The sequence below is a fragment of the Collinsella sp. AK_207A genome, assembly GCF_902501965.1.
Classification (GTDB): Bacteria; Actinomycetota; Coriobacteriia; order Coriobacteriales; family Coriobacteriaceae; genus Collinsella.
The window spans coordinates 108,810-120,897 of the sequence record NZ_CABWID010000010.1 but is presented as its reverse complement, the minus strand read 5'-3'; the positions used below and the strand labels follow the sequence as shown (position 1 = coordinate 120,897).

Genomic DNA, 12,088 nt, shown 5'->3' with positions numbered 1-12,088 from the left:
AGCGAGGAGCTACGGATATGACGCATATGGACGCCGCGCGGCCCGTCGTGGTCTTTGACCTGGACGGCACGCTGCTCGGTGCGAACAACGAGGTGATCGGTGGCGAGGAGACGGTCTCCGCGCTCGCGCGCCTCAGGTCGCTGGGGGCGGAGCTCGCCATCTGCACCGGCCGGCTCGACCACGACGTGAAGATCATCAGCGACCGGTACGGCCTGGGCATCCGGGACCGCATCTCGCAGCACGGGGCCGTCCTGGTGAAGGGCGATAGCTATCGGGCCACCCTGCTCGACGAGCAGGAGGCGCGCTCGTTCTACGCCTACGCGCGTGACCTGCCGCTGCGCGTGGAGTGCAACACGGTCTCCAACCGGTACTGGACAACGGAGCGCGACCCGGACTTCCCGCGCGAGCTTTACGATTCCCATATGATCAAGCCGGATTTCGACGGGCTGATCTCGTGCCAGCCGGTCGTGCTGTTCCTGCTGATCGGGGACGAGGAGGAGCTGCTCAAGGTCAAGGGCTTCGTGGACGCGCACTGCGTGAAGAGCAAGGCGGTGCTGACGTCGCGCTCCTCGCTCGAGATCATGTCGCAGAAGGCATCCAAGGGCGAGGCGCTCCGGACGCTCTACGCCGGCGACGACATCTACGCGATCGGCGACTCGCCCAACGACTACGACATGTTCCCGATTGCCACGCGCTCGTATCTGGTCTCGGACATGGAGTGCCCCTATGAGGTGGACCGGGAGCCGAGCATCCTGGAGGCCCTGTTAGACGCTGAGCGCCGCATCACAGGCGGCGTGGCGACGAAGGGAGGTCGCGCATGAGAACGTTGTTCATCCCGCTCGACGAGCGACCCTGCAACCGCGTGTTCCCGAGCATGGTCGCGTCGACTGCGGACGACGTAGATCTCGTGGAACCCGACCTGGACATCCTGGGCGACAAGAAGCGCCCCGCGAACTTGGGCGTGCTGGAGGACTTCATGCTCCGCGCCGCCACCGGCTGTGACGCGGCGATCGTCTCCCTCGACATGCTCCTGTACGGCGGGCTCATCCCGTCCCGTATCCACCATCTGGACCGCGAGACGGTGCTGGCGCGCTTCGAGGTGCTCCGCCGCATGAAGCGCGAGAACCCCCGCCTCAAGGTGTACGCGTTCCAGTGCATCATGCGCACACCGCGCTACGACTCGGGCGAGGAGGAGCCGGACTACTACGAGACATACGGCTACCGTCTGTTCCGCCGCAAGTACCTGCTCGACTACCAGGAGCGTCACGGGGAGCTCTCCGCGGAGGACGCCGCCGAGCTGGCAGGCATCGACATCCCGTCTGATATCCTCGTCGACTACGAGGCGCGTCGGGACTTCAACCTCGACATGAACCTCGAGGCGCTCGCCTACCTCAAGGAGGGCACCATCGACTTCCTGGTGATTCCGCAGGACGACGCGGCGCCCTACGGCTACACCGCGATCGCGCAGAAGCGCGTGATTCGCGAGCTCAAGGCCGAGGGCCTGGGCGGCCAGGTGATGATCTACCCGGGCGCGGACGAGGTCGGTATGTCCCTCATGGCGCGCGCCTATGTGGAGCAGACGGGCAAGAGTCCGGCCATCTACCCGTTCTATGCGTCCGTGTTGGGGCCCACGATCGTTCCCAACTACGAGGACCGTCCGATGTTCGAGAGCCTGAAGTCCCACGTTCGGGTCTGCGGGGCGCACCTGGTGCAGAGCGCCGAGGCGGCAGACATCGTCCTTGCGATCAACTGCCCCGGCTCCTTCATGCAGGAGGCCGTTATCCAGCGCGCGGAGCCGGACGTCACTTACACGAGCTACCGGCAGCTGCTCGACTTCGAGCTCGTCATTAAAGAGCACGTGGATGCGGGGCGGCGCGTGGCTTTGTGCGACAGTGCGTTCTCCAACGGCGGCGACGTGGAGCTCGTCCGCGCCCTGGACGAGCTGGGCGTGCTGGATAAGCTCGTCTCGTATGCGGGGTGGAACACGAACTGCAACACGCTCGGCACCACGCTGGCCCAGGTCATCATGGGGACGAGTGACCTGGTACGCAACGTGTGCTACCGGGTTATCGAGGACACGTTCTACCAGCCGCTCGTGCGCGACGAGGTCGTTCGCGAGGAGCTGCCGTCCCGGGGGCTCTCGTACTACGACTTCAAGGACCGCCAGGCCGATGTGGAGGACGTCATCCGCGGCAAGCTCCAGGCGCTGTACGACGGCCTGAAGATCGCACGCGAGCATCCCGTGGATATCAAGCGGATCTACATGCCCTGGCGGCGCATGTTCGAGATCGGCATGGAAATGGAGATGATCTCTCGATGAGGGAACAGATGGTGTACGACCCGCACTACTTCCAGCTGCGCGAGACGCAGCTCAAGCGCATGCTCGCGATCGTGGAGCAGACGAAGGACGCCCAGCCGGGCGGCGTGGTGTTCTTCGGCGACTCGCTGACCGAGATCTACCCGCTCGAGGAGTCGTATTCCGAGCTGCCGTTGAAGTACAACTGCGGCATCGGCGGGGCAACCTCCAAGCTCCTGCTGAACATGGTGGACGAGGGCGTGATCAAATACCAGCCCAAGCTCGTGGTGCTGATGGTCGGCATCAACGACCTGGGCAACACGGTTATGCTCTCCCCGCGCGAGATTGCGGTGAACATCGCACGCGTCATCGACGTGATCCGGGGCAACTGCCCGGACGCGAAGGTGCTCCTGTGGTCCACGCTTCCGTGCGTTGAGGCGCTGCGCGACTACCACCACGTCGCGGGCATCCGGTGCAACGACTTCTCGAAGATGATCTTCGAGCTCTGCCACGAGACCGTCCGGGATCCGCTGACGACGTTCGTGGACGTTTTCCCGCAGTTCGTGGCCGCGGACGGTGAGGCCCTGACGGAGTTCTACCAGGATGGGCTGCACCTGAATGAGAAGGGATTCGAGCGGCTAACCGCCTTGCTTAAGCCGGAGATTCTCAAGCTGCTCGGGGAGTAGGGGCCGGGTGCTGGCCGGATGCTGGCTGGCCCCTTGGGGCTGGCTGGTCCCGGCTGGACCTCGGTTGATCGGCAAATCACGCGAGGAGCGCCCGAAGGCGGGCACCCCCCGGTGGGAGATGATGCACATGAAGGTGGACGCACTGGTCCAGAGCCTGCGCGGTGGGCTCGTCGTGAGCGTGCAGGCGTATCCGGGCGAGCCGATGCGGCATCCCGAGACGATGGCGCAGATCGCGCGGGCCTGCGAGCTGGGCGGCGCGGTGGCCGTCCGGTGCCAGGGGCTTTCGGATATCGCCGCCATCAAGGGGCGCGTGGGGGTTCCCGTCATCGGGCTGTGGAAGGAGGGGCACGAGGGCGTGTACATCACGCCGACGCTCCGCCATGCGGTGGCCTGCGCCAACGCTGGGGCGGACGTGGTCGCGCTCGACGCCACCGACCGCCCCCGTCCCGACGGCCGCACCTTCGAGGAGACCGTCCGCGACCTGCGAGCTCAGTGTGAGATTCGCATCATGGCGGACTGCATGACGATCGAGGACATTCGCCGTGGCGTCGCCGCCGGCTGCGACCTGGTGTCCACCACGCTCTCGCATAACAAGCCGGCGATCGATACGACGCTCGACGACGGTCCCGACCTCCCGATCCTGCGCCAGGCGGTCTCCGAGTTCCCGGGGTTCCCCGTCATCTGCGAGGGGCACGTGCACACTCCCGCGGATGCGCGGGCCGCGCTCGACGCCGGTGCCTGGGCGGTCGTCGCGGGGACGGCGATCACGCATCCCACGAGCATAACGAGCTGGTTCGCCGACGCGATGAAGGAGTAGCGCACGAGCAGCCCCCGCCGTGCGGTCCGCGTCCAGCGAGAAAAACGCCAAAACCTAGAGGTTTGGCGGGGGTGGCCTGGTATCGGAGAGATCCGTCCGGCAAAACCGCAGGTAAGCGAGATTCGAGAGACGGCCCTACTTGGCGGTACGCCTTCAAACTCTAAGTTATGGCGTTATGTTGGCAGCGGGGCCGCCGAGCTCCTGGCTCAGTACGCCCAGATCGAGACGGTCTGGGAGAGCACGCGGTCGATGTCCCAGCGCTTGAGGCTGTTCACGGCGCTGTTGGGGTCGTGGATGATGAGCCGGCCGTTGTCGTCGAGGCCGGTGATTACCATGAAGTGGCCGTTATCGGTGAAGTCTCCCTTGCCCACGCTCGCAATGAGGATCTTGCCGTTCCGCAGCGCCTCGGTGACCGCGTCTGCGCTGATGACCACGCCGCTCGGACTCAGACCGAGCCCGCGGGCACCCTGGTCCATAAAGCTCCATTTCGTCATGCCGTCTACGTAGTAACCGTTTTGTGTGCTGTAGTCGGCCATCTCCTTGGGGCTCATGGAGGCGTCACCGGTTCGCGCGATGTATACCATGCAGAGCGAGGTGGGGCCGCAGCCATTTTCCTCGATGGTGTCGCCGGCATAGGGTTCGGATGCCCACTGCCGATCCGTCTGGTACAGGTAGGGGACGGTTCCGGCTTTCCAGAGACTCTTCGGCGTGGCGGGAATGCCGATTTCCGAAGTCGCGGCGATCTGCGCGTGATGCGTGGTCGGTTCGGAGCTGCCGCGCAGCGCGCCGATAGCATTCACGCCAATTACGAGCGCGATAACCAACGCGCAGGCACCCAGAAGCCGCTTGGCTCCGATAGCGTTCACGAGTGCTTGGGCCACAGCGAGGAATCGACCGCTCCAAGGCGCAGCGCGACGGCTCTTCACACTGCGGCGCGCGGGTTTCTGCCGCGCGGAACGAGCTTGCGCTGGCCGGGCGGAGGCGGCCCGTTCCCGCGTAGGGCCAGCACCCGTGGCACGCCTCGCGGCATCCGCGCCCGGCGCAGGCCGTCTGCCGGCGAGTGCGACATGGCGATAGGGCGCCCGCGACGTCGAGCGCGCGTCAGTCATCGCCCTCGAACTCCTCATCCTCCGCAAGCGGGCGACCAGAGTAGTTAAGGTGCCGCGTCATGGCCGCCATGTCGGCGCCGTCGATAAAGCGCGCGGCTGCCTGCTCGTAATCGTCGAGCGCACGGTCGAAGACCTCGGGGAAGCTTTCGGTGGAGGCGGCAAGCGTGAACGGGTTGTTCCAGGTCAGGTGCTCGAGATTTCCCGTGCGGGCAGGTGCCTCGGTGGTCACCTGGTGGGCGAGCGAACCCAAAAGCGAGTAGTTGCCGCCGAGCCCCTCAAGTGCCGCCAAGCTCTTGCTCAGCGGCGCGCCGGCCGGCTCGATGAGCTTGTAGAGCAGCTTCATGTCGGCTACGGCACCGCCGTACTCGCTCGCGTCCACGTTCAGGCCGTACACCGCGCCCGCCACGTAGCTTGTCAGCACGCCGGCGATCGTGCCGATGCGGCCGGTGGTAACGAGCACGCCTTCGGGCGGATAGTCGGCCGTCGTGGCGCCGTTGCGCTTGAGCTGGAGCATCAGCACGTCGAGGTCGCTCTCGATGATGGCGTGGATCTTGCCGCCGGCGGTTGCAAGGCTGGGGTCGGCATCCTGGATGCCCCACTGCTGCGCGTACACGAAGGGATGCGCGTTGCGGTCGAGCACGTAGTGCGAGAGTAGGCCGAGAGCGAAGGCGCGGCCGGTGCCGGCGTCGTGCTTCTGCAGGCGACCGACGCCGTCGCGGAGCATCTGGAACGCACTCGTCATGCGCTTGTTGTGCATAACGTGGCCGAGCGTCATGCACGCCTTGATGTTGGGCGTGCGCACGCGGAAGAAGAACGGGTCGGGTCCCTGGTTGGCGATCAGAAAGGCGGTGCGATCCTCTTCGGAGGAGATGACACCGGCGGGAAGGCGGTCGATGCTCTCTTCGCCGAACAGGCGATGCGTGATGAGGGCGGGCATATACGGGCTCCTTTCACCCGGGATTGGCTGAACCCATTATGCCCATTTCCCCCTGTCGTAACAGGGGGACGGTCGCTCCCGGACGGCGGGCATCCCGTACGACCGCCGCCCGGGACCCGGCCTAGCCGCGCGCTTCGGGCAGGCGCATCAGCATCACGAAGCCCACCACCAGCAAGATGCCGATGGAGAGCACGCCCAGGCTGGCGTTCTGCGTGGCCGCGGTGATGACGCCCACCAGGAAGGTGCCCATGACGGAGGCGTAGCGGCCAAAGATGTCGAAGAAGCCGTAGTACTCGTTGCTGTGCTCCTTGGGGATGATCTTGCCAAAGTAGCTGCGCGAGAGTGCCTGGATGCCGCCCTGGAAGAGGCCGACCAAGATGGCCAGGATCCAGAACTCTACCGCTGTCTTAAGGAAGAACGCGGCAAAGAGCACGATGCACACGTAGGCCACCACGGCGACGATGATCATCCGGAGCGTGCCGAACTTGCCGGCCAGCTTGCCGTAGATGATGGCGGAGGGGAAGGCGACGAACTGCGTCACCAGCAGGGCCAGCACCAGCTGCGTGGAATCGATGCCGAGCGCCGAGCCGTAGCTCGTGGCCATGGAGATGACGGTGTGCACGCCGTCGATGTAGAAGAAGAACGCGATCATATATGTGAGGAGCACCTTGTCGCGCGCGATGCGGCCCATGGTCTCGCCGAGCTCGCTAAAGGTGCGCGCCACGATGCGGCCAAAGGTGTCGTCCTTACCGCGCTCCTTGCCGTACTTCTGCTTGTACGTGCGAATGAGCGGCAGCGTAAAGGCGAGCCACCACGCGCCGGTGATCACAAAGGAGAGGCGCGTGCAGAACATGGTGTCGAGTCCCAGCACTGAGGGACCGCCGAAGATGAGCGCCAGGCACACGATGAACGGCACGGTGGAACCCACGTAGCCCCAGGCATAGCCCGAGGAGGAGACGGCATCCATGCGTTCGTCGGTGGTGACGTCGGTGAGCATGGCATCGTAGAAGGTCATGGACGAATTGAGCCCGATGGTGCAGAGCACGTAGACCACCAGGAACGGAAGCGCTGCCATGGGGAGCGCCTGCGCCAGGCAGAGCACCAAGCCGGTAAGGAAGAAGCCGATGAAGAACTTGATCTTGTTACCCGCATAATCGGCGAGCGAGCCGAGGACGGGCATGAGCAGCGCCACCACGAGCGAGGCCACGGTCTGCGCGTTGGCCCAGGCGGTCACCAGCTCGGCGGGGTGGGCACCCGTGTTGATGGCGTTGAAGTAGATGGGCACCACGGAGGTGTTCAGCAGCACGAGCGCGGAATTGCCAACGTCGTACATGACCCAGTTACGCTCGAGCTTGGTGTACTTCATAATCGAACTCCCCTCAGGCGGCACATACGCACTTTATCGTAAAGCACCCATCGTAAGTTGCGGGTAAGCTTTTCGCCCGACGAGCTTGCTCGCCCCCGTGCCGGGTGTGCTAGGATATCCGGCGGCGCAGCTCGCGGGAATCCTTCTTTGAGGAGCGCTTTCCATCGGGATTCCCAGCACCGGGCGCGCCTGTCAGCAAAGCCTCCGCACCTTCGCGTCCGCCGGCGCGGCGGGGCCGCTGACAGTCAGCAAAGCCTCGTCCGAAAAGGTGGGACAACTATGGAATCCAAGACTTCGTACCTTGCACGCGTGGGCATCATCGCCGCCGTCTACGCCGCGTGCACCCTCATCTCCCTGCTCTTCCTGGGCAGCCTGGCCTGGGGGCCCGTCCAGTTTCGCATCTCCGAGGCGCTCTGCGCCCTCGCGCTGCTCACGCCGGCGGCCATTCCCGGCCTGACGCTGGGGTGCGTCATTGCCAACGTGGCCAACATCGTGCTTTCCGGATCGGGTATGCTCGGCCTGCTCGACGTGGTGTTTGGCTCCCTGGCAACCTGCGTGGGCGCTTTGTTTACGTGGAAGATGCGCCACCGCCCGTTGCTGGCGCTTGCGGGCCCGGTGATCGCCAACGCGCTGATCGTGTCGGCCTACCTGCCCATTCTGCTCAAAGGCATCGGCTTCTACACCATTCCCTTCACGAGCATCAGCCTCGATAACTCCTGGGCGCTCATGTACCTCTTTGGGTTGGTCACCACGGGTGCGGGCGAAGCGGTTATCATGTACGTGTTGGGTTACCCGCTGTACCGTTCGCTGGCGAAGTCGGGCGTGGTCGCCCGCGCATAGCGAGGGGGCGCTTATACGCCCGCCCCTTCCATCCTGTGTCGGCTGGCGTTGCGTGCGAAGGGACGGCGAGGCATGTGAGACCCGCGATCGTGATTCCCACCTACTGGGTGGACGATTCCGCGGCTCCGCGCATGCAGGGCGCCTACGATCACAGCACCGGCCTCAATAGCAATGATCCGGAGCTCGAGCGTTGCCTGGCCTCGCTCGAGCAGGTGCGCAATCTACCTCGGGTGATCTTGCTCTTGGTGTGCCCGCTTTCCGCCACGGACGACGCCGAGCGTCGCGTGGAACGGATCGCCGCCGCGCATCCGGGTATCCACACCACCATCGTTACCAATAAAGAGGCGTCGCGCATCGCCGAGCGCGTGTGCCAGCTGGCCCCGCACGTCTCGGGCGATGCGGTGTCGCTGCGCGGCTACGGCGCCATCCGCAACATGGGCCTGGCCGTGGCCGCGATCCTCGGCCACGACGTCGTCATCTTCCTCGATGACGACGAGGTGGTCACGGGCTCCGACTTCATGAAGCTCGCGCTCTACGGCCTCAACCAGGAGACCCGTCAGCGCCTGCCCATCATCGCCAAGAGCGGCTACTTCTACGATGCCTCCGGCTCCCCGCTGGCAGACACCACCAAGACGGGCGTCTGTCACCGCTGGTGGACCAAGCGCATCGAGTTCAACCGCTGGATGAAGCGGGCACTCGCGGGCACGCGCATCAGCCGTTCCAACTACGCCTGCGGCGGGTGCATGGCGCTTTCGGCCCGCGCCTTCACCCGGGTCGCCTTCGATCCCTACATCACGCGCGGCGAGGACCTGGACTACCTCTTCAACCTCCGTCTATTCGGCTACGACATGTGGTTCGACAACCAATGGCACGTGCGCCACCTGCCGCCGGCCATCGCCGAGCGATCCGGGCGCTTTATGCAGGACGTGTACCGCTGGTTCTACGAGCGGGCCAAGCTCGCCTACGCTGCCCGTCAGGTGGAGTACAACCAGGTGACGCCCGCGCAGCTTATGCCGTATCCGGGAGCCTGGCTCTCCGATCAGCTGGACGACCGGGTGCGCAAGACGGCACTCGTGCGCGCGCTCTTTACGCGCGAGCATCGGGGCTACTGGCACATCTACCGCCATGGGCGCGATGAGGCCCAGCGCTATGCCCGCGAGAACGCCCATCGCTATCTGCAGCTTCAGAGCTTCTGGCCCGCCATCATGGACGGGCTGTGGGGAGACATCCATCTGGCCGCCCTGCTGGAGCATCGCGCATGAGCGAGCTCTCGACGCGTCATATGGAGGCGCTCAGGCGCCCCTCGCCGCCTGAGCTGTCGGTGCTCCGCGTGGTGGCCGCCGTTGGCTCCGGGCTGCTCATCGGCTATTTTATCTACGCGTTCCTGATGGGCATGGAGCCCATCACCACGGTGCTGGCGCTCGGCTTGCTCTGCATCTTCCTCGTCACCTTTGTGTACCTGGTGGTCTACCCCGATTCGCTGCGGTCGCAGTACACGGAGCGGAGCCTCGCCATCGCCTCGGACATGATGGAGGACATCCGCGAGGGTCTCAATGCCAAGAGCGCCGAGGCCATCTGCCGCCGGCTGCTGCCCGAGACCCATGCGGCGTCCATTGCCGTTACGGACACGGAGCGCGTGCTGGCGTGCTCAGGCGCGTTTGCCGAGGAATTTCCACCCGGCTCGCCCATCCATGCCGCGTCCACGCTCTACGCCATCCAGCATGGCATCAACCAATCCTTCCGACGCTCCACGACCGTGCGGGGCGAGTCCGGCGAGGTGCTCGAGATCCCTGCGGGCATCGTGACGCCCCTGCGCGTGCGCGACCGTTCCATCGGTGCCCTCAAGTTCTACTTCCGGCGCGCGCGCGACGTGAACCGCACTCAGTACGCGCTGGTGGCGGGGTACGCCGACCTCATTTCCACGCAGCTCGCCATCCACGAGCTTGAGCGCCAGGAGGAGCTCACGGCCCGGGCGGAGCTGCGCGCCCTGCAGGCGCAGATCAACCCTCACTTCCTGTTCAACACGCTGAACACCATCGCCTCGCTCACGCGTACCGAGCCCTTGCGCGCCCGTGAGCTGCTGCGCGAGTTTGCCGCGTTCTACCGCTCCACGCTCGACAACTCCGGCTCCGTCATCCCCGTGGCGCGAGAGATCCAGCAGACCCGTCGTTACCTGTTGTTCGAGAAAGCGCGCTTTGGCGAGGACCGCATCCAGGAGACGGTGGACATCGAGGACGGCGTCGAGGACGTCATGGTGCCCGCCTTCGTGATTCAACCGCTGGTGGAGAACGCGGTACGGCATGCCATGCGCGACGAGGGGCCGCTGCACATCCGCGTGTCCGTTCACTCGGTGGGCGGGGACGCGCTCGATATCGAGGTGGAAGACGACGGCGTGGGAATGGACGAGGAGGTCGCCGCCCGCCTGTTCGACGATGCCGCCAAACCGGACCACACCCGTCCCGTGGGAAGCGGCGCCGGCGTGGCCACGCGCAACATCTTCGAGCGAATCCACCGGTTCTACGGTCCGCGTTCGTACGCTCGGGCGACCTCGAAACCGGGGGAGGGGACCCGCATCTCCTTGCATCTCGATTTGCGGGAAAGTATCTTCGCTTAGGGTAAAATAACCGCGAACGGTAGCGAGGGGTGCGCAAACGCGCGGGTTTCGCGTGCCTGCACGGACTTGTTTGGAAGGAATTGCCGCTATGTTGCGTGCCATGATCGTGGATGATGAGGCCCCTGCGCGCTCCGAGCTGCGCTATCTGCTGGAGCAGACGGGCAAGATCGGCACCATCTCCGAGGCATCGAGTGTGCGCTCCGCCATCGAGACGCTCATGGGCACCCGCGTGGACGTTGTGTTCCTGGACATCTCCATGCCCGGCGCGTCCGGCATGCAGCTGGCGGAGGCTCTGCGCAAGCTCAAGAACCCGCCCGCGGTGGTGTTTGTGACGGCCTACTCCGACCACGCGCTCGAGGCCTTCGAGGTCGACGCCGTGGACTACCTCATGAAGCCCGTTGAGGAGGATCGCCTGGACCGTGCGATCGAGAAGGTCCTTGCCCGTACCAAGCCCGTGACGGAGACCAAGGCCGCGCCCATCGAGCGCATTCCGGTGGAGAAGGGCGGCCGCAAGGTGCTCATCCCCGTGGAGCAGATTCGCTACATCATGGCCAAGGATGACTACTCCTGCATCTTCACCGAGGACGATCGCTATCTCTCGACGACCTCGCTCGCGCAGTTCGAGGCCAAGCTCTCTGACTTCGGCTTCTTCCGCGTGCATCGTCGCTACATCGTGAACCTCGCCAACGTGGAGGACGTGGAGACGGTGCCCTCCGGCGCCATCCAGCTCGGCGTGACCGGCGTTGACGACCGTATCCCGGTTTCGCGCCGCCGCGTGGTGCCGCTCAAGAAGGCGCTGAGCCTGTGACGGCGGCGGGGAATCGCGCGGGCAAGCGCGTGGATATCATCTCGGATACCCATGGCTATCTGTCGCCTTCGCTTCTGCAGCATCTCGAGGGCGCCGATCTGATCATCCATGCGGGCGATATCACGTCTGAGACCGACTTTGAGCACCTGTGCTCCATCGCACCCGTGCAGGCGGTGCTGGGTAACAACGATTACTACCGCGATTACGGTCCGAGCGTTCGCGAGCTCAACTTGTTTGAGTTCGAAGGGCTGCGCGTTGCCGTGGCGCACTATCGCGAGGAGCTGCCCGTGGGGTCCGTGGACGTTGCCGTGTGCGGGCACACGCATCGCCCCAAGATCGTCGAGCTCGGACACTGCACGGTGATCAATCCCGGTTCCGCGAGCTATCCGCGCGGCGTACGCGGTCCTACCATGGCGCGCATGCACGTGCTGGATGGCAAGATGCTCGATCTGGAGATCATCGACCTCTAGGGTTCGGGCTCATGGGGCGGGGCCTGCGTGGAGCGGGTATCGCCCCATTGTTGTAGGACGAGAGCGCTTTGGCCGCTGCGTTTTCGCGCCGACCTTCGGTTCCCTGTCCCCGATTCAAAAAAGTTGAAAAAAGGGGCTTGCGCGA

General features: G+C 65.0%; 12 protein-coding genes. 9 read left to right on the top strand and 3 right to left on the bottom strand.

What is annotated here, in order from left to right; genetic code table 11:
• The first annotated feature begins 17 nt into the window (after positions 1 to 17).
• The 4 genes from GDJ97_RS02185 (at position 18) to GDJ97_RS02170 (ending at position 3,799) form a co-directional block, all read left to right on the top strand.
• Positions 18 to 821, top strand: coding sequence for an HAD-IIB family hydrolase (locus GDJ97_RS02185; RefSeq protein WP_226808733.1), 804 nt, complete (start codon positions 18 to 20; stop codon positions 819 to 821).
• Positions 818 to 2,320, top strand: coding sequence for a DUF4127 family protein (locus GDJ97_RS02180; RefSeq protein ID WP_152069583.1), 1,503 nt, complete (start codon positions 818 to 820; stop codon positions 2,318 to 2,320). Before GDJ97_RS02185 ends, GDJ97_RS02180 begins: the two co-directional genes overlap by 4 nt.
• On the top strand, positions 2,317 to 2,982 hold the full coding sequence (locus GDJ97_RS02175; RefSeq protein ID WP_152069582.1) for a GDSL-type esterase/lipase family protein: 666 nt from the start codon (positions 2,317 to 2,319) through the stop codon (positions 2,980 to 2,982). Before GDJ97_RS02180 ends, GDJ97_RS02175 begins: the two co-directional genes overlap by 4 nt.
• A 127-nt stretch (positions 2,983 to 3,109) precedes the next feature.
• Positions 3,110 to 3,799 carry an N-acetylmannosamine-6-phosphate 2-epimerase gene (locus tag GDJ97_RS02170; protein WP_152069581.1) on the top strand — a complete coding sequence of 230 codons (690 nt, stop codon included), beginning with the start codon at positions 3,110 to 3,112 and terminating at the stop codon, positions 3,797 to 3,799.
• Between the two features lie 206 nt (positions 3,800 to 4,005).
• Here GDJ97_RS02170 and GDJ97_RS02165 read toward each other — a convergent pair whose 3' ends face one another.
• From GDJ97_RS02165 to GDJ97_RS02155, 3 genes are all read right to left on the bottom strand, one after another.
• Complete coding sequence (locus GDJ97_RS02165; RefSeq protein WP_226808731.1) at positions 4,006 to 4,665, bottom strand: C39 family peptidase; 660 nt, start codon at positions 4,663 to 4,665, stop codon at positions 4,006 to 4,008.
• Between the two features lie 235 nt (positions 4,666 to 4,900).
• Positions 4,901 to 5,845: a zinc dependent phospholipase C family protein gene (locus tag GDJ97_RS02160; protein ID WP_152069579.1), complete on the bottom strand. Its 945-nt coding sequence runs from the start codon at positions 5,843 to 5,845 to the stop codon at positions 4,901 to 4,903.
• Between the two features lie 121 nt (positions 5,846 to 5,966).
• Entirely contained in the window at positions 5,967 to 7,211 is a 1,245-nt protein-coding gene (locus GDJ97_RS02155) for an MFS transporter (protein ID WP_152069578.1), read from the bottom strand.
• Between the two features lie 279 nt (positions 7,212 to 7,490).
• Here GDJ97_RS02155 and GDJ97_RS02150 point away from each other — a divergent pair, with 279 nt between their 5' ends.
• The 5 genes from GDJ97_RS02150 to GDJ97_RS02130 all read left to right on the top strand — a co-directional run bounded on the left by GDJ97_RS02150 (position 7,491) and on the right by GDJ97_RS02130 (position 11,943).
• Positions 7,491 to 8,051 carry a QueT transporter family protein gene (locus tag GDJ97_RS02150; RefSeq protein ID WP_152069577.1) on the top strand — a complete coding sequence of 187 codons (561 nt, stop codon included), beginning with the start codon at positions 7,491 to 7,493 and terminating at the stop codon, positions 8,049 to 8,051.
• Between the two features lie 74 nt (positions 8,052 to 8,125).
• Positions 8,126 to 9,313 carry a glycosyltransferase gene (locus GDJ97_RS02145; RefSeq protein WP_152069576.1) on the top strand — a complete coding sequence of 396 codons (1,188 nt, stop codon included), beginning with the start codon at positions 8,126 to 8,128 and terminating at the stop codon, positions 9,311 to 9,313.
• Positions 9,310 to 10,665: a histidine kinase gene (locus GDJ97_RS02140; protein ID WP_226808729.1), complete on the top strand. Its 1,356-nt coding sequence runs from the start codon at positions 9,310 to 9,312 to the stop codon at positions 10,663 to 10,665. The genes GDJ97_RS02145 and GDJ97_RS02140 overlap by 4 nt, the downstream gene beginning before the upstream one ends.
• 88 nt (positions 10,666 to 10,753) lie before the next feature.
• Positions 10,754 to 11,473, top strand: coding sequence for a LytTR family DNA-binding domain-containing protein (locus GDJ97_RS02135; protein WP_152069575.1), 720 nt, complete (start codon positions 10,754 to 10,756; stop codon positions 11,471 to 11,473).
• Positions 11,470 to 11,943 carry a YfcE family phosphodiesterase gene (locus GDJ97_RS02130; protein WP_152069574.1) on the top strand — a complete coding sequence of 158 codons (474 nt, stop codon included), beginning with the start codon at positions 11,470 to 11,472 and terminating at the stop codon, positions 11,941 to 11,943. Before GDJ97_RS02135 ends, GDJ97_RS02130 begins: the two co-directional genes overlap by 4 nt.
• Positions 11,944 to 12,088: the final 145 nt, after the last annotated feature.

Coding starts and splice junctions, on each gene's coding strand:
- GDJ97_RS02185 (WP_226808733.1), top strand. CDS start 18: ATGACGCATATGGACGCCGCGCGGCCCGTCGTGGTCTTTGACCTGGAC.
- GDJ97_RS02180 (WP_152069583.1), top strand. CDS start 818: ATGAGAACGTTGTTCATCCCGCTCGACGAGCGACCCTGCAACCGCGTG.
- GDJ97_RS02175 (WP_152069582.1), top strand. CDS start 2,317: ATGAGGGAACAGATGGTGTACGACCCGCACTACTTCCAGCTGCGCGAG.
- GDJ97_RS02170 (WP_152069581.1), top strand. CDS start 3,110: ATGAAGGTGGACGCACTGGTCCAGAGCCTGCGCGGTGGGCTCGTCGTG.
- GDJ97_RS02160 (WP_152069579.1), bottom strand. CDS start 5,845: ATGCCCGCCCTCATCACGCATCGCCTGTTCGGCGAAGAGAGCATCGAC.
- GDJ97_RS02155 (WP_152069578.1), bottom strand. CDS start 7,211: ATGAAGTACACCAAGCTCGAGCGTAACTGGGTCATGTACGACGTTGGC.
- GDJ97_RS02150 (WP_152069577.1), top strand. CDS start 7,491: ATGGAATCCAAGACTTCGTACCTTGCACGCGTGGGCATCATCGCCGCC.
- GDJ97_RS02140 (WP_226808729.1), top strand. CDS start 9,310: ATGAGCGAGCTCTCGACGCGTCATATGGAGGCGCTCAGGCGCCCCTCG.
- GDJ97_RS02135 (WP_152069575.1), top strand. CDS start 10,754: ATGTTGCGTGCCATGATCGTGGATGATGAGGCCCCTGCGCGCTCCGAG.